Source organism: Rhizobium sp. CB2179, assembly GCF_057653455.1.
This window is the reverse complement of the sequence record NZ_CM172781.1, coordinates 1,282,900-1,305,221: the sequence shown is the minus strand read 5'-3', so window position 1 is coordinate 1,305,221 and position 22,322 is coordinate 1,282,900. Positions and strand designations below refer to the sequence as shown.

Below are 22,322 nucleotides of genomic sequence, written 5' to 3'. Positions count from 1 at the left end.
CGGCAAAGAGCGATGATCGATGAAGGAAACCGGGAAATTGCACGCACCCTTTACCGGGCATTAACCCTAACGGATCGATAACGACTGCACCGAGTTCATTTTTGTGAGCACAAGCGGATGTCTGTCGTCCAGCCCAAGATCCTTTTGGCCCTAAGCCTTGCAGCCATGACGGCAGCATTGGGCGGCTGCACGACGTACAAGCCGGCGCCGAAGGCCTTCAACGAGGCCACCATCCAGCCCTATACACTGGATAGCGGCGATCGGCTGCGCATCACCGTCTTCGACCAGCAAAGCCTGACCAACACCTATACGGTGGATCAGGCCGGCTATGTCGCCTTCCCGCTCATCGGCCAGGTCCCTGCCCGCGGCCGAACCCTGCAGCAACTCTCAGGCCAGATTGCCCAGAAACTGCAGCAAGGCTATCTTCGCGATCCCGACGTCACCATCGATGTCGATCGCTACCGTTCGGTCTTCATCATGGGTGAAGTCGGCCAGCCCGGCCAGTATGCCTATGTTCCCGGCATGACGGTGCAGAATGCGATCGCGATTGCCGGCGGCTTCACCAGCCGCGCCAACCAGCGCATGGTCGATGTTACCCGCAAGATCAACGGACAGGTGCTGACAGGCCGCATCAACATATCGGGACCGATCATCGCAGGTGACACGATCTACGTTCGCGAACGGCTTTTCTGAGCGATGGCAGAACAGCAGCCGCTCCGCATCCTCCATTGCTTCAGGTCGCCGGTCGGCGGAATTTTCCGCCATGTCCGCGATCTCGTCGAGGAACACAGCAAGGCCGGCCATGAAATCGGCATCCTCTGCGACAGCTCGACCGGCGGCGAGTACGAGGACAGCCTGTTCGACGATATCCGTCCCTATCTCTCGCTCGGCCTGACACGCGTGCCGATCCGGCGGTCGATCAGCCCGTCCGATATTGCGACGATGTGGGATACATACAAGAAAATCAAAAGTTTGCGGCCGGATGTGCTGCACGGGCACGGCGCCAAGGGCGGTGTGCTCGCGCGACTTGCCGGCTCAGCGTTGCGGGTGAACAGGTATCGCGTAGCCCGCCTCTATACCGCGCATGGCGGAAGCCTGCATTATTCGCGCTCCTCGCTCAGCGGACAGTTCGTCCTCAGGATGGAGCGCCTGCAGGAATATTTCACCGATGCGCTGGTCTTCATCTGCGAATATGAGCGCGACATCTATGCGCGCAAGGTGGGTAAGCCGCGGACGAAGACGAGACTGATCTACAACGGCATTGGCGAGCGCGATTTCGAGCCGATCCCGACCCGCTCGGATGCCGTGCATTTCATCTATGTGGGAATGCTGCGGGACCTCAAAGGTCCCGATCTGTTTGTCGATGCCTTCGCCAAGACCGAACGGCTGCTCGGCAGGCCACTGTCGGCGCTGATGATCGGCGACGGGCCGGATCGCGACCGCTACCGTGAGATGATGGTCGAACGCGGCCTTGGCAAACGCATCGGCATGCTGCCGGCAATGCGGGTCCACGAAGCCTTCTCCATGGCGCAGAACCTCGTCGTTCCCTCGCGCGCCGAAGCCATGCCCTATATTGTGCTCGAGGGGCTAGGCGCCGGCAAGACGATCATCGCAAGCCGTGTCGGCGGCATTCCAGAGGTGCTCGGCGCCGAAAGCGCAGCACTGGTGGAGCCCGGCAATTCCGACGATCTCGCCCGCGTCATGGCTGAAACGCTGAGCACGCCCGACTGGCACGCCAGGACGATGCCGAAGCCCGAGGCGGTGAAGGCGGTGTTTTCCTCCGCCGTCATGGCGCGTGATGTCCTGAAATTGTACCAAGAGCTCGTCAATCCCGCTGCCGGCCAAGTATTGCCTGTGGCCTCGTAAATGTTTCTTAGGGGCTTTCTGCTATTTCGCTTGGGTAACAACGAGCGATGAAACCCCATGAACAAGCTGGAAAAAGGCGATCAATTCGACGTGGACGCACTGCGCAAGCAGGTTTCCGACATCGAGGTGCGCGGCGAAGCGGGTCAGGAGAAGCCTTCCGATCCGACTGAGATCAACCCCTATGCCCGGCAGATCGCCGAACAGTTCCGTGACGGAACCCGTTCGCCAACGATCATCATCGGGCAATTGCGGCTGCTCGAATTCCTGGCGCTCTTTGCGATAGCTCTGATCACCTATTATTTCAGCCCAGGCGACGGCGGCGATTCCCCGTTGATGCGGGCGGGCATGGCGGCGATTGCCTCGGCCTTGACCGTCATCAGCCTGCAGCTTGCCGATACTTACACAATTCCGGCACTTCGCTCCAAGCTGCGTCTGATACCGCGCATCCTCGTTGCGTGGACGATCGCGTTTGTCCTCACCACCGGCCTGTTCGCACTTCTTCGCGGCACGACATCGGCGATGGTCGATGCCTATATCGTCTGGTTTGCTGCGGGCGCTCTCTTCCTCGCGGCCGAGCGCTTCCTCGTCGCCTACGGCGTCCGCAACTGGGCGCGCAACGGCATCATGGAACGCCGTGCCGTCATCGTCGGCGGCGGCGAGCCGGCCAAGGATCTGATCCGCGTCCTCGAACAGCAGGCCGACAACGACATCCGCATCTGCGGCATCTTCGACGACCGCGGCGAGAAACGCTCGCCGATCATGGTCGCCGGTTATCCGAAGCTCGGCACCGTCGCCGAACTCGTCGAATTCGTGCGGCTAACGCGCATCGACATGCTGATCATCGCCCTGCCGCTGTCGGCCGAGGCCCGTATCTACGACCTTTTGAAGAAGCTTTGGGTTCTGCCGGTCGATATCCGCCTTGCCGCGCATGCCAACCGGCTGCGCTTCCGGCCGCGCGCCTATTCGCATGTCGGCTCGGTGCCGATGCTCGATATTTTCAAGAAGCCGATCCGCGACTGGGATTCCGTCGCCAAGCGCGGTTTCGACATCTTCTTCACGATCGTCGCACTTGCGCTGCTCTGGCCGATCATGGTCGCGACCGCGATCGCCATCAAGGCAACGTCGGAAGGCCCGATCTTCTTCATGCAGAAGCGCCACGGCTTCAACAATGAAATCATCAACGTCTTCAAGTTCCGCTCGATGTACACCAACATGGCCGACCCCACCGGCAAGGCAGCGGTGACCAAGGGCGATCCGCGTGTCACCCGCGTCGGCCGCTTCATCCGCAAGACCTCGATCGATGAACTGCCGCAGCTTTTCAACGTGCTGAGGGGAGATCTCTCGCTCGTCGGCCCGCGTCCGCACGCCGTTCTCGCTCAGGCGCGCGACCGCGCCTTCGGCGATGTCGTCGAGGGTTATTTCGCCCGCCATCGCGTCAAGCCGGGCGTCACCGGCTGGGCGCAGATCAACGGCTGGCGCGGCGAAGTCGACAATGACGAGAAGATCAAGTTCCGCACGGCCTACGACCTCTATTACATCGAGAACTGGTCGCTCTGGTTCGATCTCAAGATCCTGTTCCTGACACCGATCCGGCTGCTCAACACGGAAAACGCCTATTGACCGCGATCGAGGCGACATATCCCCGTGTCGCCCAACCGCAGCGGATGACGCTGCGCCTGATCGGCTCGGCCTTCGTCGCCTTCGGCGTCTTCCTTTCCGGTTTCGTGATCGACGAGCCGGCACCTTATGAACTCTGGATGGCGGGGCTGATCGGCCTCTGGTTCATCCTGGGCCTCAGGATTTCGCGCGGCGTGGCGCCGCTGCTGGCCCTGCTGCTGACCTTCAATATCGGCGGCATGCTGTCGCTGACGCAGATGAAGGACCTGGCAACCGCGCCGATGTATATCGCGGTGTCGACCTTCCTGGCGCTGACGGCGGTCTTCTACGCGGCAATCATCGAGGACAGCCACAAGCGGTTGCCGCTGATCTTCAATGCCTGGACCTTTGCCGCCGTCGCCACCTCCGCGCTCGGCATACTCGGCTATTTCCACGCCTTTCCGGGCGCGGAAATCTTCACGCTCTACGACCGTGCCAAGGGCGCCTTCCAGGACCCCAACGTCTTCGGCCCCTTCCTGGTGCCGCCATCGCTCTATCTCGTCCACGGCATCCTGGTCGGCGACCTGAAGAAATCGCCGCTGAAGGCCGCCGCCCTGCTGGTGCTTGCGCTCGGCATTTTCCTCTCCTTTTCTCGCGCCGCCTGGGGGCTCTTTGCGCTCGGCGTGGTGCTGCTGATCTTCATCATGCTGTTGAAGGAGCGCAGCGGCGCCTTTCGCTTGCGCGTCTTGGTCCTGTCGCTGGCGGCGATCATCATGCTGATCGCGTCGCTGCTGGTGGCGCTGCAGATCCCGAAGGTCGCCGAACTGTTTTCGGCGCGCGCCCAGCTGGTACAGCAATATGACGGCGAACATCTCGGTCGCTTCGAGCGCCACCGGATCGGCTTCACGATGATGATGGAGCGGCCGCTCGGCATCGGCCCGCTGGTGTTCGGCACGATGTTTCCCGAGGACGAGCACAATATCTGGCTGAAATCGCTCACCTCCTATGGCTGGCTCGGCTTCGTCAGCTATGTCGGCATGCTTCTCTGGACGCTCGCTCTCGGCTTCCGAAACCTGCTACTGGACCGGCCGTGGCAACCCTTCCTGATGATCGCCTGGATCTCGGTTCTCGGCCATGCGACAATCGGCAACGTCATCGACATCGACCACTGGCGCCATGTCTATCTGCTGCTTGGCACGGTCTGGGGCTGCGCGGCGCTGGAAGTGCGCCACAAGCGCGAACGAAGAATGAGGGGAGCGGCGTAGGGTCTTGCCGCCGACCGAATCGGCTGTCTATTTCGTCGCTCCTGCCGTCAGGCCGGCAATGAACCGTCGCTGGAAAACCAGATAAGTCACGATGAGCGGGAAAATGACAATCACCGCGCCGGCGGTCAGAACCGGCGTGTTGACGGTGTAACGTCCCTGGAAAAACAACATGCCGAGGGGCAGCGTCCGATAGGCGTCGTCATTGACCAGAATGAACGGAATGAGAAACTCGTTCCAGGTCCATATGAACAGGAACAGCGCCAGTGTCGACATTGCCGGCACCATGAGTGGGATAACGATCTTGCGCAGGATATAGAAGCGTCCGGCGCCATCGAGAACCGCCGCTTCGAGAACTTCTTCCGGCAGTTGCTGCATCGCGCTGGCGAGGAAGATCGTCGAGAACGGTATCGACATCGCGATCTGCGGCAAAATCAGAGCCGCATAGGTATTGATCAATCCCAGATACCTCATTTCATAATAAAGCGGGATGATGAAGGCTTCCGCCGGCACCATCATGCCGAGCGTCAGAATAGCGAACAGCGTACGCCGGAGCGGAAATGACAGGTAGGCGAAGGCAAAACCGGTCAGCAGGCCTAGAAAGACGCTTGCAGCAACGACGGGTATGACAACGATGATCGAATTCCAGAAGTAGATATTGAAATGTCCGGCATTCCAGGCATCGACGTAATTTTCGAAATGCGGATATGCCGGCAGCGCGAACGCACCCTGCAGAACGTCGGCCTTGCTCTTTATTGAGGTTAGAAGCAGCAGCAGGAACGGCGTGATCGTCACGAAAGCAAGAAGCCAGAGGACAATGCGAAGGAATAGCGTACCGGCGGGGATGTTAGACCAACGGCTCATCAAGCCCGTCCTTTGTTCTGCGAGCCCACCAGCCGGTGAATTGCGTAGTTGATGACGAATGTGAGTATAGCGCCGACAATGGCGATGGCCGCCGCAGCGCCGAACCGATTAAGCTCGAAGCCAAGCTGATACATGTAGATGTTCGGGACGAGCGTCGCGTTGGCGGGTCCGCCCCGGGTCATTGTAAAAATCAGGTCGAAGCTTTTGATTGACGCGATGACCGTCAGCAGCAAAACCACCCTTATTTCAGGCAAGAGAAGCGGCAGCGTTATCCAGAAAAAGGTTTTTCGCCCCGAAGCGCCATCGACCTTGGCAGCGTCGAAAAGAGACGGGTCGATGCGCTGAATTCCGGTCAGGAAGATGACCATGCAAAAACCGAAGAAATACCAAGTGGCAACGATCCCGACCGCGGGAAGCACAAAATTGAAATCGCCCAACCACGGGAGCGCGAAGGCGCCCAACCCCACCGCTCTCAGAAACTGATTGAACGGGCCAAATGCGGGATTGTAGAGCCATGCCCAGATGATGCCCAACACGGCAGTCGGCATGATATAAGGCAGGAACAGGAAGGTGCGCAGGGCGAGTTGTTCGCGCTGCTTCAGATTCCAGACGCAAGCGGCAAGAGTTATGCCGAGCACGAGCGGCAGGACACAATAGAAGATCATAAGCTCGGCATTGTTACGCAAGGCAATATAAAAACGGCTGTCAGAAAAAAGATCGGCGTAATTGCCCAAACCAACCCACTTGGGCATGCTCAAGCCGTCCCAACTGGTCAGGCTCAAACCCAAAGCCGCGACGATCGGTCCAAAGACAAAAGCCGCGTAGAACAGCAATCCAGGCAATAAATAGATAAAATTGGTCCGTTGCGAGCCGTCAAGTGCGGAGCGTTTCATCCATTACTCCATAAAGCCAAAGCTGTGGTCATCGCGCAGCAAGCCGATCGCAGTGCTCATTTATTTGGATCGACCCGACTGAGGCCACGACCGCCAGGGACGGCCGTGACCAGCGCCCGCAATTTTTATTTCTTGTCCTTCAGGTACGCCTGATAATCCTTGTCCATAGCATCGACAAAGGCTTCGGGCGTGATATTGCCGGACAGAAGAAGCGGCGTGTTGTCGTCTATTGTCTTCAGCATCGTTGGGCTCGACCAATCGGGGTAATGGCCGAGAGCGTCGTTTGCGTTGAGTGTCTTCCACATTTCGATGCCGGAAGTGAGGAGCGGCGTGAGCTTTGGCTTTGCGTCAGCCGCGAGCGAAGTAGCCGGAAGATAGCCAGCATTGGCCCAGGTTTCAGCAGCCTTTTCTGAGACCATATAATCGATATATGCGCCGGCTAGGTCCTGTGTCGGCTTGCTTTTGGCAAGGCTCGTTATCGCCCAGGCAAGATCCACGCCCCCGACACTCATGGGTTTGGAAACACCCTTCGGAGCGGGAATCGCCATGAAGCCGATATCCGGATTGTGTTGCATGTCACCGAAATACCAGGTCCCGGAGATCAGGAACGCGCCCTGCCCGGAAATGAAAAGCTGGACGGCGTCGTCACCCGAGATGCCTTCGAAACCGGGGAAAAAATAACCGCCCTGTGCCCATTGCTGCACGAGTTTGGCGGATTCGATGTTCCCCTTGGTGTTCCAGGAGCCGCCACGTCCGTAAATCAGATCGTCAAGCTCGGCGCGATTGCTGGCGTCGATATGCGCTTGGTCGATGGCGCCGATCATGTGCAGGGCCAGATGTTGCTTTGCAGAGCCCATCATGAAGGGCGGAACGCCCTTTTCCTTCAGCTTGTCGAGACCGGCCAACAGCTCCTCGAAGGTTTGCGGCAGCGCTACTCCCGCATCGGCGAGGATTTTTTTATTGTAGTAGAGGCCAACGATCTCGGCGAGACCTGATATGCCGTAGGTCTTACCGACCCCAAATTTTCCATCCTCCCAGCGGTCTCGAGCAAGCACGGAATCCGACTGGAGTTTATCCCAGCCATATTTTTTGATGTCGTCGTCGACCGGCAGAAGCAATCCCTCCTTGACCATCGCCCCCATGTCACCGGCACCCTGGTTGACTTTGGTGATGACAGGGCCATCACCTGCCGAAACCGCAAGCTTCAGCGTCAACTTCATGTCATCAAAGGTGCGGGCGGTGCGTTTGATCGTGACGCCGGGATGGGCAGCTTCAAACTCCTTGTTGAGCTGCTCTATGACCGCACTCTGACCTTCATAGGTTTGGTCATCCCACACGGCCAGGTCGTCGGCGCGCGCGGCTGTCGAAAGGCCAAAACTCAAAAGCGCCGCGCCAGCAAGCGCGACAGCTGCTTTCAATCCGTATGCCGGCAGTATGCTGATCGATTTCACGGTTCTTGTCATCTGCTCCACCTCATCTGGTTTATTTTCCACTCCCCGCTCAGGCCTTGCACCAAGCAGCGGCCGAACGTTTTCTTCCCCCAGAGCTTTGCCTGGCTGGCGAATCTGAGGTAATCGTCAATGCATCCGCTCCTCTCGCGACCCAAAATGACAAAGCGCCACGCAGGAGGTGGCAAAGTGATGGACACCAGCTGCTTCATCCGCCCCGCGATTGAAGCGGATATCGATGCCCTTTTCGACATCTGCCTGAAAACCGCGAATGGCGGTGAGGATGCCAGCGCGCTTTATAGCGACCCGCATCTGCCCGGCTACATCTGGTCGGTACCCTACCTCAAATTCGCCAAAGACTTTGCCTTTGTTCTCGTTCAGGACGACCGGCCGGTCGGCTATGTCGTAGGGGTGCCGGACACCAGTAGGTTCGACAGAGACTTGCAGACAAACTGGTGGCCGTTCGTCCGCCAGCAGATTTCGGGACTGGCACCCACCCGTCCGCGCGACGCCGACGTGATGGAGCGAATTCAAAATCCGCGCAGCGGAACGGCATGGCTTCAAGACCAGTATTCCGCGCATCTCCACATCAACATCCTTCCCGGACTGCAGGCAAGCGGTTGGGGGCGCAGGATGATCGGCACGGAGCTTCAAGCCCTTCGGAATCACGGGGTCGGCGGCGTGCATCTCGGGGTCGACCCGAACAACGAACGCGCCAAGGGTTTTTACCGTCGCCTCGGCTTTTCCGAATTCGAGCGGGATGGCTCCGTCGCCTTCGCAATGCGGATCGATGCAGGATTGGGTTGAAGCATTTCCTGGCTCCTCCGAGGCACGGAAAGGCCCTGTCTCATGGGTGTAAGTACCCTCGATTGGAGAAAATCTTACACGCCCAAAGCTGCCTGCTCCCCACACGGTGAGGTCAGCGTGCCCATCCGGATAAACGTCCGCCTGAAGGCATGATGCTATTGGCAGTAAAACAGGCTGCTCGGCGAAAAGCTGTCCATCAGTCGAGGGCTTCATCATGAGCAAATCCTCGGAAGCCGGGTTTAAGGAGTCGGCGGCACGCGAAAGAGGAAATAGCCAGATAAGCCCAGGCCAGTTCCTCTTTGGACGATCTTGGCGGGCGCACGGCTAATCAGACGATACCTATGGCGCATACTTCTCATCGACCCTCTTTATTGCATCGCGCATTTTCATCGCACGTTAATTCAAGCCTACAGTTGGTCTCTCATTTGTCAAGGACATAGACAAATGGCCTGCTTCGATGTATTGAATCTCGGCTATTCGCGATGGTTGTGATCCAATATCGCCCCATTAAGTATGCGCTCCGAACTAATTGGACTGAGCTAGCCGGATGGCAATGACATCTTCTGTCGCACAGACTCCGATCGCACGAAAAATTTCAACCAATGCCGTCATCCGAACCGTGTTCGCGAACGGGTCGATCTCCCGCGCCGATATTGCCAAGCTAACCGGCTTATCAAAGCAGACGATTTCCGATGTCGTGCGCGACCTTGAGGATGACGGATGGCTGAAACCAGTCGGGCAGACTGATGGTCGTCCGGGCCGGAATGCGATCACCTATGAAATCAATGCCAGGGCGGGACTGGCGGTCTCTATCGATCTCGGGAGCACCAAGATTGCTGCGGCTATTTGCGATCTATTGGGGAACGTGGTTGCTGAAACCAAAGTACCCACCGACCCGCGCGGCGGAGTGCATCTCGTCAATCAGTTCAGCGATCTTATCGTGGAACTCGCGTTTGCGGCCGGGACGACTGCCGACAAACTCCGTCTCGTCGTTCTAGGCAGTCCTGGTGTGCTCGATCCGGCCACCGGGCATATCAACGTAGCGCCAAGCATCCCCGGCATCGATGCCATAAATCTGCGGCAAGTCTTCAGCGACAGAATGGGGATACCGGTGATCGTTGAAAATGACGTCAACCTGGCCGCGCAAGGGGAGAGATGGCGGGGACACGGTATCGAAACCAGCAATTTTGCTTTCGTTGCTCTCGGAACGGGCGTCGGCATGGGCATCATCGCCAACGGAACGCTATTGCGCGGCGCGCGTGGGGCAGCCGGCGAAATCGCCTATCTTCCGATCGGCGGAGATGCTTTTGATCCTGGCGGATTTACGCTTGGAACCTTTGAGAGTGCGGTCGGCAGCGTCGCGATGTTGCGCCGCTACGTCGGTTTCGGCGGGCGTAACGCCTCCACCGTGGCCGATCTCTTCGCCGCGTTTAATGCAGGAGAAACAAGTGCTGCGGCTGCCATCGAAGAGACGGCACGGCTGGTCGCAGTCGCTATTGCTGCAATCGGAGCGGCACTCGATCCTGAACTGGTGATCACCGGCGGCAGCATCGGCGCAAGACTGGAACTCGTCAATGCCATCCGCGGTTTCCTGCCGCGTTGTACGCCTTATCCGCCGCGCATCGAGATCAGTCGCTTTGGGAACCGCGCCGCCCTGATGGGAGGAATGGGGATCGCGGTTGAGCGCATGCATGACGATCTATTTGGTGTAAAATTGAGGGAAGTTTGAAGAGCCCGTGCCTGAGAGCCAACGTGCAGCGCCGCCACTTGAGAAGCGCTGGAAATGCGCTAGATTTTCTATCATGATAACAGCAACGCAGATACGCGGCGCCCGCGCCATGATCGGAATGAGCATCGAAGAGCTCGCCGCCGCCAGCGGCCTGCCGGTCGAGACCGTGATGGCGCTGGAAAACGGCGAATTCGCGGGTGAGCCGCACGCGCTGTTCGACGTGCGCAGCACGCTCGAGGCGAACGGCATCATCTTCCTGTCGAGCGGCAATCAGGATGAAGGCGGCCCCGGTATCCGGTTACGAGCACGCACCTCCAGCGATGACGGCATCCGGCCGGAAAATCTCAACGCCGCCAACGACGACTGACGGAACCAATCGGACGCCCGCGCGTTTCGCTGTCCCACAACATATCGGGGCCTATAACATATCGGGGGCAGTTTCTTGAACCGCAGCAATGGTCTCTACGTCATCATCGGTGTTCTTGTCGTCGCCGTCATCGGCCTCGGCGCCTATATCTTCCACGAGGAAAGCAAGCCTCAAGGCATCGAGATGAGCATCGGTAAGAACGGTGTCTCGATCGAGCAGAACTGATCTTTAGAGATAGGTTTTTGCAAGGTCGGCGAGTTTGCCGCCGTCTTTCACGCCCTGCCTGTAGAGCTGGATGATGACCGCACCGATCCGCTCGGCCTCCGGCGTCGTCCTGGCGAGGCCGCGTTCGTCGCATACCTTTTCGAGCACTTGCGAAAGCAGATCGAGATCTTCCGAAAATAACGGCAAATCATGCGGATGAATTGATGATCGTAACATCACGCCGCATCTCCTCCGAGGGCAAACGCATCCACGCTTGCATCGCCGGCCGCCCTCCGCAACCGACCCTAAAGTGATTATGCGGGAGGGTCTGAACTTTAGCAACTACGCAAATTCTTGTGGAACAAAATCATGGAACAAAATTTTATCCCGCGCGTTCTGGCCGCGTTTGGTAGCAGGAATCAGTGAGTGCAGACGTGAGTGAAAAACGCTTTCCCTCCCCCGTCCGGGTCGTTTCTCCAAACAGCAGCCTGATCGTTTCCACCGTCTGGGAGGCCGTCGAATATCTGAAACGGTGGCCGAGCAAGCGCGGGCGCGATTATCGCGTTGCGCGCCAGCACTGCCTGGATGCGCTCGATGGACTGCGCAGCCCAGGCGCAGCACAGGCTTCCTTCATCACGGCAGCGAAGACGGCGGGACTTCTGGTGTAAGAGCGGTTAGCCGTTACGGCCGCCAGCGGCGACCAACTGGGGATGGATGGAGCCCTCCATGATCACCCTGGCGGCAATCTCGACTACCCGCTCCTCGGCGAGCTCGGCAAGCGCGAGGGCGACATCGCCTTCCGACCAGCCGGCTTTGACGGCCTCGTCCGACAGAGCTTGGAACGCGCTGGCGAGGCTCTGCCTGCAAGTTAGATTATGCTTCATATCCGTCATGCTCGACTAGGCTATCTGTGACAGGGACAATGTTAATCTACACATATTCACGAGAATGCGAAGAGGCTTCAGGTTTTTTTCAATCCAAAACTGGGTTGTTAACTTCCAAACTGGGTATAACCTTAACAAACGGCAACAAATACCACCTCTCCCAACTGAGGCAGTACCAAAAAGAACTAAAGGATTTATTTGCGATACACCTTCAAAGGGTATTTCATCACATTATTTAGTTTAAATGGTCGAACCGGGCGGAGCCGGATGTAGCGGCGCTTTGAACCACGAAAATGCGGCAAACCTGAACGCGGGCCGTTTTCAGCATCTTCAGGGCACCCTGTCAATCAGCTTCGGGATCCGGCGGGGGAGCGTCGGGCGTGCTGGAGAATGTCTCGCGCTGTCGGTGCTGCCAATCGGCAGTGACGCTTAGTCGCCACGGACGCCTTCGGCGTTAATCACCGTAATACCACAACGACACCACACTCCCGTCAAAGTCCGCCGTACCATTGGCGGCTCACTTCTTCAGGTTTTCAGGAGGTAAAATGTCTATCGAACTGGACGCTACTACCTATATACACGCCAAACCGGCGACCGCCCATTCCTATATTCTGCCGGCCGTTGTCGATGTTCTCGAGAACAGTTTCCAGGAGGCAAAAGAAACGGCGGTCTTCGACCTCGGTTGCGGCACCGGCGGTGCTGCAGCCGTGCTTGCGGAGAAAGGCTATGACGTCGTCGGCGTCGATCCCTCCCAGGACGGCATCGCAAAAGCGAGAACGGCCCACCCCGATCTTCCGCTGGAAATCGGCTCCGGATACGAAGATCTTTCCAGCCGGTATGGGACCTTCGATGCGGTGATAAGCCTCGAGGTGGTGGAGCATGTTTATGATCCTAAGGCTTTCTCGGCCACCATGTATGATCTGGTAAAGCCTGGCGGCATCGCGGTTATGTCGACGCCTTTTCACGGCTACTGGAAAAATCTGGCATTGGCCGTCAGCGGAAAGATGGACGACCATTTTATGCCCCTCAAGGACCATGGCCACATCAAATTCTGGTCTCCCGAAACGCTCAGCACGCTCCTGGTCGAAACAGGCTTCGAAGACGTCGACTTCGAATATGTCGGGAGAATTCCGCTGCTGGCGAAATCGATGATCGCGATCGCTCAGAAACCGTACTGAAAGCGGTCGAAGCCCCGCCGCCGCTTGCAATGGCGGCGCTAAAGCTCGTCTACAACATGAACAAATGACATTTTCGTTCGGGGCGTTCGGCTCCCGTTTTAGCATTTCTGCCTATGCCTCGTCGCCTTCTCCGCCGGCAGCGGGACGAAAAAGTGACATTCTGACTGGGATTTCAAGGGGATAAATGGTCGGGGCGACTGGACTCGAACCAGCGACCCCTTGACCCCCAGTCAAGTGCGCTACCGGGCTGCGCTACGCCCCGACCTGCCGAAACGGCTTGTTTCGTTTAGTTTTTCAGCGCGTGCAATGCAAGCGGAAAAACCTTGCCTCCAACAAAAAGGGAGTAGTTTGCCGCAATGCTCAGATCGCGGCGAGCTTCAGCCGACCTTCGGCGGTTTGGATGGGCTGCCACGCCTGGTAGTTGGCGATCGAAAAATGCGGCGTTTCGAAGGGCGTGGCGTGCGTTTCGGTGATGACGGTAACGTCGGCGCCGGCGGCTTCGCCGGCGAGAATGCCGGCGACGGCATCTTCGAAGACCAGGCATTTTTTCGGATCGACGCCGAGGCGGCTTGCGCCGAGCAGATATCCTTCGGGGCTGGGCTTGCCTGATTTGACCTCTTGACCGCTGACGATGACCTTCGGCATCGGAATGCCGGCGGCTTCCATGCGGCGCCTGGCGAGCTCGATCGGCGCCGAAGTGACGATTGCCCATCGGCCCTCGGCGATGGCGGAGAGGAAGCGGACGGCGCCGGGGATTTCGACGATGCCGGAGACATCCTCCATTTCCTCGGCGAGCAGCAGATCCGCCTCATGGGCCGGATCGACGCCGGGCAGGCCGAGTCCGCGGATCACATCGGAGGCGCGGATGCCATGGATCGTCTTCAAGAAGACCGCCGGCTCGAAGCCATGGCGTCTTGCCCATTCACTCCAGACGCGTTCGACGACGGCAATAGAATTCAGCAGCGTTCCGTCCATGTCGAAAAGGAAGGCGTCATAGGATCTGTTGAGGATGTCATGGAGAGCGGGCACGGGGCGTTTCCTTGCGTGTCACAGCGCCGCGCGTCTTTGAAGACGTGCAAAGGGACGCTGTGGTATTTAGAAGCTACGCAAGCGACTAGCGGAGAGCGGAAACGGCGTCAACGTCAGTTGTTGGTGTCTGGGTGGGTGACGTTACGGACGTCGGCAAGACCGCGGGCGGCGTCGCGGCTGCCGGTCGCGGCAGCGGCTTCGAAGATACGGGTCGCATCGCCGTACATTTTGAGATTGAGGTAGCAGTAGCCGCGCAGAACCATCAGGTCGATGCGCTCCTGCTGCAGCTGGGCACGCTGATCAAGATAGATGAGGGTTTCGCGGTAACGGCCGGCGTCGAAGGCTGAAAGCGCACGGTCGGCGAGGATCGCCACCTGAAGCTCGGCGGCGCGCTGGCGGTTCTGCGGTGCTTTGGTGGCTGCAACGCCGGCATTGCCGGAGAGGCCGGCGCGCAGATAGGCAAGGCTTTGGCCATAGGCTGCGTCTTCGCGGACCTTGCGGGCCGGACTCTGCAATGCCGCCTCGAAGGCCGAGATCGCCTCCATCGGCCGGTTGATATCCATCAGGCACCAGCCGCGCGACAGCGCGTCGGCCGGCTTAAGCTGCCCCGCATCGATTGTCGTCGAGCAGCCGCGCGTCTGGCGCGGACCGCGTGGGACGTTGACCGTCTCCATAGATGGCCCTGCCGCGCGAACGACTACTTCCGACCCCGGCTGCAGGGTGACGCGGCGCTCGGCCGGAAGCGGCTCGGCCGGGGGACGCTGCGTCGGCTGAGCCGGTTGCTGTGCGGCAAGCCCCCCCTTCGCCGGCGGCTGCGTGACAGCATTCGGCATCAGGGACGACGTGTCTTCGAGGTTGGTGATCCGGCTCGACCGGCCGGTCCAGGCACGCTGGAGGTCGAGTACGCCCTTGCGGTCGCTCAGTTGCTCGCGGGTGATGACAAGGCCATAGGCGGACGGTTCGTCATCGGGTTTCCAGGCAAGCGCCGTCTCGAACCAGCGTGCGGCGGTCTGGAACTGGTTGAGGGAACGGGCATACCAGCCGAATTGCTGCGCCGTCGGCACATATTTCCGGGCGATGACCTCGGTGGCGATGCGGTGCAGCACGTCTTCGGCCAGATCGGCCGGCGGCTCCAACGCCATCAGGTTTGCGGTAGCGGCGAGATAGGTTGATGTCGCGTCGTCGGAATCGGCGCGCCAGCGGAACATCACGTCCTCGGCTTCCTCAGGCGCCTTGCGGGCGATCAGCGCCAGCGCCAGCCCCTGCGAAGCGGTCGCCGAATCTTGCTTGGCTCGAGCGGCACGGAACCATTTCTCGGCATCGGCATCATTGTTGCGGCGAAGCTGGTACCAGCCGAGCAGCAGCGCATCGGAGGCAAGCCCCTCCGTCCCGGCGAGTTTTTCGAGGCGGGCGATATAATCGGGCGCGATGGCGAGATTCGGATCGTCATCGCCCTCGGCCATGAAGCGTCGGGCGAGGTTGTCGCGAATCGCATTGAATTCCTTGCTGCCGTCGGCAGCAGGCCTCTCCAGCGCGAGCAGCGCCTGCATCGGCTGGTAGGCAAGCAGCGTCGAGGCCTTCTCGACCGTCGCCTGCCGCTCGGCCGGATTGGTGCAGTTCTTCAGGATATAAGCGTAGGCGTCCTGGCCGCGCTGCGCCCTCTCCGTCTGGATGAAGGCTTCGGCGACGCGCCAGAGGACATCGATCTCGCTGCAGGTGAGCAGGCTCGGTGTTGCAGCAGCGATATCGACCACAGTCGCATGTTGCTTGAGGTCCGAAGCATTGACGAGGCGGGCGCGGGCCTCGGCGACGTCAAGCCGGTCGAGCAGATCGGCCGGCGGCTGCCATCCGGCATCGGTTGCCTGGCGGTCGGCGACGGCCTTGCGCAGCTCCGCATAGCGGCCATCCGAATAGAGCTGCCACATGGCCTCGAGCTGCTTGTCGCCATTCTGCGGCACGGCGAGCGGATCGGCCGGCGGGACCCAGTTCGGATAGAGCGCCTGAAGGCGGGAGATCTCGGCCTGCAGGCGCACCTTGTCGCCGCGGCTGGCGAAATAACGAAGCGCACTTTCATCGACGGCAGGCTGCGGCGCCGCGGCCGCCTGTTGCGGAGCCGGCGGCGCGGAAACGATTGGGGGTGTCACTGGTGCCGGCTGGGCGACGGTCTGAGCCGGCGGAGTAGCCGTCTGAGGTGCCGCAGGCTGCGGTGCTGCAGGCTGCGGTTCAGCGGCATCCGAATCGGACGTGTCCGGTGGTGACGGCGACGGCGAAGTGATCGCCTCGATCTTGTCGGCGACGAGCTGCGCATTGAATTCGGAATTGCCGGCAGGAACCTCCGGCTTGATGCGGCCCATCATCATCAGCTCCGGTGCCGGCTTGCCGGCAGACCCAAGGCCGAATTTTTCCTGCAGAGCGGCACGATCTTTCAGCCCGGTGACGAGGGTTGCCACCACGACTGCCGCTGAAACCGCCACGAGAGAAGACTTCACAGACACTCTGGATGCTTCTCCCCAATATAGGCCAGCCCCAACAGCTGAAGCGTGGACGGATAATAGAGTGTGGGCGCAAATTGCAGGGCCGAGACCGGCAACTTGGTCCCATCGACTACACAGGCCACAACATCGTTAACAATTCGATAACCTGCGTCCGGCAACACAGTCTTCGTCCGGCCGGTGGTCAGATCGATGGTGGCGGGAACGCCGTCTTGCGACATTCCCTGCTGCAGACGGGTCAGCAGCGCCTTGTCGGTGACGCCGCCACGAGCGAGATAGAGCGGGATGCGGATGGCGTTATAAGCAAATTCGGAGTCGAAACCCTGCGCCGGCTGCGGCTGGCCGCTGAGACTCACCCATTCGGCGGGAAGCTTGCGCGGGCCGAACTGCATCGTCTTCAACAGCGTTAGGCCATCATCCGACAGTTTTTGCCAGGCATCCGACGGAGCGAGCGCCGCCATCACCGGGATCGCCTCGTAAATCCAGTAGGACGGGTTGACGACGGGGCCGTCCTCACGGTCGGTAGCGGCAAAACCCTGGCTCCCCGGCAACAAAAGTGTGTGGCCGGCCGCGTGCACAACGGTTTCGGCAAGCAGCGCCTGCGCCATTCGGGAGGCAGCGAGGATATAGTCGTTGCGTTTCCACGCCGTGCCGGCAAGCGCCAGCGCATAGGCGATCAGCATGTCGCCGTCCGAGGCGTTGTTGGTGTCGGTGACGTGCGGCTTGACGTTCGGATCCCATTTCCAGACGGCCAGGCCATCGTCGCGCAGCAGCAGCTCGGTGCGGGTAAAATACCAGATCTGTTCGAAATCGGCGGGACTGGCTGAGAGATAGGCGAGCAGCATGCCATAACCCTGTCCTTCGCTATGGCTGATATTGCCGTTGCCGTTATCGATAATGCGGCCGGTCGCATCGAGAAACTTCGCCTTGTAGGCCGCCCATGCGCCGGCATTGATCATCGCCTGCTGGGCAACGGCAGGCGGGCTCGCGGCCGCGAACGCGACCGTTGCCGCCAGCAGGAGCGCGCGCCACCGCCTCATTTGGACCGGCCCAGTTTTCTGAGCATGCTCGAGGTGGTGATCCCGATCAGCAGCACGAAGACGACCAGCAGGAAGGCGTAGGAGAGGATATTCGTCGACAGCCAGTTGGCGGCGATCAGGCGGTAATTGGCGATCGACCAGGGGGTGGACGGCACGAAATCGAAACGGGTGACGGGCACGGTTTCGATCTTGCCTGTCTTGCTCGAATAGGTGGTGATGTGGCCTGATATCTGCGGCCAGTTCAGCTGCGCGGTCAGAACCTCGAGCCCTTCGCGCAAATCGTTCGCCGACGGCGCCGCCACCACGGTCCAGGCGCCGGCTCCCGCGGGGCTGGAGCCCTGTGCAACCAGCAGCGTGTCGGCGTTGGCCGGCGTGAAAATCTGCTCGGCGCCGGGGATGAATTGCAGCGAGCTGCGGGAGATATCGAAATTGCGCGACAGCCACTCGCGGAAGGCGGTGACCCGGTTGTGCAAGACACCGCCGCTGACCTTGGAGTTCCACTCCTCGAAGGCCGTACCGGTATCGACGACGCCCGGCTGCGTATCGGCCACCGGACGCCACGAGGCCTGGCTCGTCGTGGAGATATTGGTCTGCGACAGCGCCGTTGTCGGCATCTGCGAGATGGAGCCGATGAAGATCGCATCACGATCGCCGATCGTATTCGGCGAGGCGACGGTTTCGACGGCGATCGGATGGCCGGCGGTGATGGCCATCTGGCCGAGCAGCGTGGCGGCAGCCGAAAGCGTGTCGGCATCGATGCGGTCGATGAAGAGCGGCGTCGGCTCCGTGGCCCGGCCATAGGGATAGGCGGTGCCGGCCATTGCGGCCAGGTTCGGACGCTGACCGACGCGGGCGAAATCCGGAATCTGCAGCTCTGAGGTATCGAACAGGGCAAAGCGCGGGGTGGCGCCGGCGGTCGCGCCCGGCGCGCAAGCCGCATCGTCCTTGGTCATCAGGATCGCCTCGATCGCCATCGAATTGAGGCCGGGCTTGAAGTGTCGCATTGTCACGCGGATCGGCAGATGACGGAGAATGCCGCCTGATGTCGTGGTGATCGGCACGGTGGAGGCGATGTTGTCATTGACGTAGATATCGATGTGGCTGCCGGGCATCACGTTATCGGTATAGGCGGCGTCGAGCAGCACCTTCGCCTCGCCATAGGCATTGGCATAAAAATCGGCCGGCACGGCGATATTGAAGCTGGTCCGCAACCGCCGGCCGGAGAATTCGGTGGTCTTCACACCGAGCTGAGACAGGGCGATGTTGGTATCGGAAAAGACCAGCGGCGCGTTCGGCGCGCTCCAGCGCTCGGTGGTCAGCACGTCGCGGCGGACGTCCGAGGACCGATCTGTCGGCGAGACGATGGTATCGATCGCCGACGAGACCGCCTGCCAGGAGGGGCCGCTGATCAGAAGTACCGGCGAGCCGCTGCGCGGATCGGTGACGAAAGCGGCGAGTGCTGCACTTTCGGCGCCGGGCGGCAGGCCAGGAAAGAGCGGCCGCAGCTCCGCCGCGGTGCCGACGAGCACGCTGAGCTTGCCAGGCCCGCCAGCCGGAAGCGAAGCGGTGCTGAAGGCGAAGATCTGGTTCGGCATGCTGCTCAGCACCGACAGGCCCTGCGCCAGCCGTAGCAGCGGCTTGGTGGTTCCCGGCTGCTCCAGCGCCGGGACAACGATGTCGAATTCCGTCTTGCCGGCGCCGTCGACGCCGATCGCGCGGATTGCATCGGCGCTCGATAGCTGGGCGGCATCCCTGCCGGCAAAGCTCAGATAGGTTCCGGCCGGATCGATGTTCGACCACAGTTCATAAGTCGATTGGATGCTGCAATCGGTGCGGTGGCGCTGATCGGCTTCGAAGGTGACGAGGTTGGCGCCTGGCTGCAGCAGACCGGGCGGAACCTCGAACGTGACGGCCGAAGAGCCATCCGGCGAGCCGACGCGCTGCTGGCCGATCGGGCGGCTGTTGAGATAGACGGTCAGCACCGAGGCCTCAGGCGCGACGACGATCGAATTCTGGTAGGCGAAGGTGAAGCTTGCCTTGGCCGCCGCCTGCTCCGGCGTCAGATAGACCGACCATGACCGGCGGTCGTATTCGCCGCCGAGGCCGAGTTTCGAAAAGGGCACGACAAAGCGGCGGACATCGCCGGGGCGAGGCGGCGCGGCGGTATTTGCCATGGCGGCTGGTTGTGGCGCAGGCGCCGTCGGCTGCGGCTGGACGGCGATCGACGGAGGAACAGGAGCAGCCGAGGTTGCGGGCGCGGGTATGACGGAAACCGGAGGCGTGACGGGAACCGGCGCAGTGGCTGCTGCGGGCGGCGTGGGCGACGTCAATCTCGGGGTAACGGACGCACCGGGCGGCCGCTCGCCGGACATGTCGAAGGGTGCCGTCTGGGCCTGGGCGAAGGCGGAGGCATTCAGCAGGAGAAGCGAGGCGGCTACGATGCTTCTCATCCGGCGTTGACCTTTGCCGCCTGCTGCTGGGCTTCTCGCTCCGGCCGCATGCTGCGGAAGAAGTAAACGAGGCCGCGGCTCGTCTGGTAGAACGACATGCCGAGAAACCAGATAGTGCCGCGGATCAGGCCAGGATTGCGCCGGCGCGAGGCCTGGAACTCTGTCCACTGGCCGGAATTGGCAAACATCAGGTCGGCGATCAGACGATGGTCGAGGGCGCTTTTCGGCACGTACTGACAGCCGACATTGCTGATGTCGCCCGACGGCTCGATATTGCGGACGATGAGCGGCAGGGTTTCCAGATCCGCACCGCTATAGGGCCGGAAGCGGATTTCGCCGACGGCGCCGACCAGCATCTCGTCGAGCTGCTTGTTGAAGATGTGAAGCCTTGCGCCGTGGACGGAGACGTCCTCGATCGAAGCCGTGTACCACTTGCCGTTGGCGCCGAATTCGCAGCGCCGGTTGACCCTGACGCGACGGGACGAGGCGCGCTCGCCGCGCTCCGACACGACACCCAGCGCGCAGCCGGCCATGATCAGGTTGATGACATTCCATCCACCGACGACGAGCGTGACGTCGGCCTTATAGGGCTCGGCATAAATCTTGTAGATGGTGATGATGAGCGCGACGATCTGCACCGCAAAGATGACGAAGAACGGACGGCTGATTTCCGACAGACGGCTGACGGCGATCGATTCGTCCTTGGCAGTGACCTTGAAGGTCGGTTTCCTCGGATTGAGCATGACGGAGACGACGGCCGGCAGCAGATGCACAGTCTGGACATATTCGTAGAGCTCGGAAATCCAGGGCCAGCGGAACGACCCGTAGAGGTAGTTCTGCATCATCAGATGCACGAGCATATAGGCAAGCGTATAGGCGAGGAACTCACCGCCCGAAGCGGTGAAGATTTCCAGATCGAAGAACAGGTAGAAGAGCGGCGCAAACAGGAAGATCGTGCGCGGGAATGGGAAGAGCCAGAAAAGCGTGGAGGACATGTAGCAGAAGCGCTGCGGGATCGTCAGGCCGCGCTTCAGAAGCGGAAAGCGGAAGCGCAGGATCTGCATCATCCCCTGGGCCCAGCGGCTGCGCTGGCCGATGAAGCTTGCGAAGGTGGCTGGCTGCAGGCCGGCGATCAGCGGCTTGTCGACATAGATGCTGTTCCAGCCGCTGCCATGGAGCGCCAACGCCGTCTCGCAATCCTCGGTGATGCTGATGCCGGAAAAGCCGTTCTGGGATTCGAGCGCCCTGCGGCTCAGAACCGCGGCCGAGCCGCAGAAGAAGGCGGCGTTCCATTTATCGAGGCCGCGCTGGATGATGCCGTAGAACATCTCGTTCTCGCTCGGCATCTTGTCGAAGGTGCGCAGGTTGCGTTCCAGCGGATCGGGATTGATAAAGAAGTGCGGGGTCTGGACAAGGAAGAGCTTCGGATCGTCTTCGAAGTAACCCACCGTCTCCAGCAGGAAATCGCGGGCCGGCGCGTGGTCCGCATCGAAGACGGCGATGAGTTCGCCGGTCGAATGTTTCATGCCGTTGTTGAGATTGCCGGCCTTGGCGTGCTCGTTGCGGTCGCGCGTGAGGTAGTGGACATCGAGATCGTCGCAGAGCTGCTTCAGCTCGATATGGCGGGCGGCAGCCGCCTGGGCTTCGAGCAGCTTGCCGGAATTGCGCTTCTGCAGGGTGCCGCCGTCGTCGAGCAGCCAGACATGCAACTTCTCGGCCGGATAATCCATGGCCTTGGCGGCGGCCAGCGTGTTTCCCAACAGGCCGGCATCCTCGTTATAGGATGGTACGAAGACGTCGACATGAGGGAAACGCTCATTCTTGGCGGCACGCGAAGGGCGTGACGGCAAAGGTGTGGCAACGATGAAGAGGCTGAGCGCCAGCATCGCAACGCTATACATTTCAGCAAGATAGAGCAGCAGGCCGGGAATGAAATTTGCCAGCTGATTCACAGGTGGCAGCGTATTGGTAGTGCGCCAGTAGACATAGCGCAGCACGATCGACGTACCGAAGGCGAGCGCCACCAGGCGCCAGGTCCCCTCGCCCTTCAGCACCTTGATCAGCGCCATGACTGTCACGACGGTGATGCTGGTGATGAGCTGGGTCTGCAGGTTGACCGGCAGCGTGATCAGCACGATCATGCAGAGCGAAACCACGGCCCATATGATGACACTGCGGGCTTTGCGCATGGACGTTCCTTCGAAATTGCTCAA

20 protein-coding genes and 1 tRNA gene are annotated in these 22,322 nt (G+C 60.5%); 10 read left to right on the top strand and 11 right to left on the bottom strand.

Annotated features, from left to right (window positions below):
• The first annotated feature begins 117 nt into the window (after positions 1-117).
• From AC244Q_RS06550 to AC244Q_RS06535, 4 genes are read left to right on the top strand one after another with little or no spacing between them, the layout of a single operon-like run.
• Positions 118-693: a polysaccharide biosynthesis/export family protein gene (locus AC244Q_RS06550; RefSeq protein WP_012756926.1), complete on the top strand. Its 576-nt coding sequence runs from the start codon at positions 118-120 to the stop codon at positions 691-693.
• 3 nt (positions 694-696) lie between these two features.
• Entirely contained in the window at positions 697-1,866 is a 1,170-nt protein-coding gene (locus AC244Q_RS06545) for a glycosyltransferase (RefSeq protein ID WP_012756925.1), read from the top strand.
• 57 nt (positions 1,867-1,923) lie between these two features.
• The gene (locus tag AC244Q_RS06540) at positions 1,924-3,486 is read left to right on the top strand and encodes an undecaprenyl-phosphate glucose phosphotransferase (protein ID WP_128406358.1); all 1,563 of its coding nucleotides are present in this window, start codon (positions 1,924-1,926) and stop codon (positions 3,484-3,486) included.
• Positions 3,483-4,727 carry an O-antigen ligase family protein gene (locus AC244Q_RS06535; RefSeq protein WP_128406357.1) on the top strand — a complete coding sequence of 415 codons (1,245 nt, stop codon included), beginning with the start codon at positions 3,483-3,485 and terminating at the stop codon, positions 4,725-4,727. The genes AC244Q_RS06540 and AC244Q_RS06535 overlap by 4 nt, the downstream gene beginning before the upstream one ends.
• A 27-nt stretch (positions 4,728-4,754) precedes the next feature.
• On the opposite strand, the gene AC244Q_RS06530 is transcribed toward AC244Q_RS06535, so the two are convergent.
• The 3 genes from AC244Q_RS06530 to AC244Q_RS06520 form a co-directional block, all read right to left on the bottom strand.
• Positions 4,755-5,588: a carbohydrate ABC transporter permease gene (locus AC244Q_RS06530; protein WP_003558393.1), complete on the bottom strand. Its 834-nt coding sequence runs from the start codon at positions 5,586-5,588 to the stop codon at positions 4,755-4,757.
• A complete protein-coding gene (locus AC244Q_RS06525; RefSeq protein ID WP_113545979.1) occupies positions 5,588-6,481 on the bottom strand; it encodes a carbohydrate ABC transporter permease in 894 nt (297 codons plus the stop codon). Before AC244Q_RS06525 ends, AC244Q_RS06530 begins: the two co-directional genes overlap by 1 nt.
• A gap of 125 nt (positions 6,482-6,606) precedes the next feature.
• Complete coding sequence (locus AC244Q_RS06520; RefSeq protein WP_128406356.1) at positions 6,607-7,944, bottom strand: extracellular solute-binding protein; 1,338 nt, start codon at positions 7,942-7,944, stop codon at positions 6,607-6,609.
• A 177-nt stretch (positions 7,945-8,121) separates the two neighbouring features.
• Between AC244Q_RS06520 and AC244Q_RS06515 the strand changes: the two genes are divergently transcribed.
• The 4 genes from AC244Q_RS06515 to AC244Q_RS06500 all read left to right on the top strand — a co-directional run bounded on the left by AC244Q_RS06515 (position 8,122) and on the right by AC244Q_RS06500 (position 11,057).
• Positions 8,122-8,736 (top strand): GNAT family N-acetyltransferase, encoded by a 615-nt coding sequence (locus AC244Q_RS06515; protein ID WP_113545981.1) that lies wholly within the window; start codon positions 8,122-8,124, stop codon positions 8,734-8,736.
• Positions 8,737-9,283: 547 nt separating this feature from the next.
• On the top strand, positions 9,284-10,465 hold the full coding sequence (locus AC244Q_RS06510; protein ID WP_012756919.1) for an ROK family transcriptional regulator: 1,182 nt from the start codon (positions 9,284-9,286) through the stop codon (positions 10,463-10,465).
• Between the two features lie 73 nt (positions 10,466-10,538).
• A complete protein-coding gene (locus AC244Q_RS06505) occupies positions 10,539-10,832 on the top strand; it encodes a helix-turn-helix domain-containing protein (protein ID WP_003547265.1) in 294 nt (97 codons plus the stop codon).
• Between the two features lie 75 nt (positions 10,833-10,907).
• Complete coding sequence (locus AC244Q_RS06500) at positions 10,908-11,057, top strand: hypothetical protein (RefSeq protein ID WP_012756918.1); 150 nt, start codon at positions 10,908-10,910, stop codon at positions 11,055-11,057.
• A gap of 3 nt (positions 11,058-11,060) precedes the next feature.
• Here the strand turns inward: AC244Q_RS06500 and AC244Q_RS06495 are convergent, their stop codons facing one another.
• Positions 11,061-11,273, bottom strand: coding sequence for a hypothetical protein (locus tag AC244Q_RS06495; protein WP_012756917.1), 213 nt, complete (start codon positions 11,271-11,273; stop codon positions 11,061-11,063).
• A gap of 197 nt (positions 11,274-11,470) precedes the next feature.
• Here AC244Q_RS06495 and AC244Q_RS06490 point away from each other — a divergent pair, with 197 nt between their 5' ends.
• Positions 11,471-11,704: a DUF982 domain-containing protein gene (locus tag AC244Q_RS06490; protein WP_113545982.1), complete on the top strand. Its 234-nt coding sequence runs from the start codon at positions 11,471-11,473 to the stop codon at positions 11,702-11,704.
• Positions 11,705-11,710: 6 nt separating this feature from the next.
• Here AC244Q_RS06490 and AC244Q_RS06485 read toward each other — a convergent pair whose 3' ends face one another.
• Positions 11,711-11,929, bottom strand: a complete 219-nt coding sequence (locus AC244Q_RS06485) for a hypothetical protein (RefSeq protein WP_113545983.1) — start codon at positions 11,927-11,929, stop codon at positions 11,711-11,713.
• 536 nt (positions 11,930-12,465) lie between these two features.
• On the opposite strand from AC244Q_RS06485, the gene AC244Q_RS06480 reads away from it, so the two are divergent.
• A complete protein-coding gene (locus tag AC244Q_RS06480; RefSeq protein WP_113545984.1) occupies positions 12,466-13,098 on the top strand; it encodes a class I SAM-dependent methyltransferase in 633 nt (210 codons plus the stop codon).
• A gap of 185 nt (positions 13,099-13,283) precedes the next feature.
• Here AC244Q_RS06480 and AC244Q_RS06475 read toward each other — a convergent pair.
• The 6 genes from AC244Q_RS06475 to bcsA all read right to left on the bottom strand — a co-directional run bounded on the left by AC244Q_RS06475 (position 13,284) and on the right by bcsA (position 22,298).
• Positions 13,284-13,360, bottom strand: a tRNA-Pro gene (locus AC244Q_RS06475).
• A gap of 98 nt (positions 13,361-13,458) precedes the next feature.
• Positions 13,459-14,127, bottom strand: a complete 669-nt coding sequence (locus AC244Q_RS06470) for an HAD family hydrolase (RefSeq protein WP_012756913.1) — start codon at positions 14,125-14,127, stop codon at positions 13,459-13,461.
• A gap of 113 nt (positions 14,128-14,240) precedes the next feature.
• A complete protein-coding gene (locus AC244Q_RS06465; RefSeq protein WP_128406374.1) occupies positions 14,241-16,616 on the bottom strand; it encodes a tetratricopeptide repeat protein in 2,376 nt (791 codons plus the stop codon).
• Positions 16,613-17,659: a family 8 glycosyl hydrolase gene (locus tag AC244Q_RS06460; RefSeq protein WP_128406355.1), complete on the bottom strand. Its 1,047-nt coding sequence runs from the start codon at positions 17,657-17,659 to the stop codon at positions 16,613-16,615. The genes AC244Q_RS06465 and AC244Q_RS06460 overlap by 4 nt, the downstream gene beginning before the upstream one ends.
• Positions 17,656-20,109, bottom strand: a complete 2,454-nt coding sequence (locus AC244Q_RS06455) for a cellulose biosynthesis cyclic di-GMP-binding regulatory protein BcsB (RefSeq protein WP_128406354.1) — start codon at positions 20,107-20,109, stop codon at positions 17,656-17,658. The genes AC244Q_RS06460 and AC244Q_RS06455 overlap by 4 nt, the downstream gene beginning before the upstream one ends.
• Positions 20,106-22,298, bottom strand: a complete 2,193-nt coding sequence (gene bcsA / locus AC244Q_RS06450; RefSeq protein ID WP_128406353.1) for a UDP-forming cellulose synthase catalytic subunit — start codon at positions 22,296-22,298, stop codon at positions 20,106-20,108. The genes AC244Q_RS06455 and bcsA overlap by 4 nt, the downstream gene beginning before the upstream one ends.
• Between the last annotated feature and the right edge of the window lie 24 nt (positions 22,299-22,322).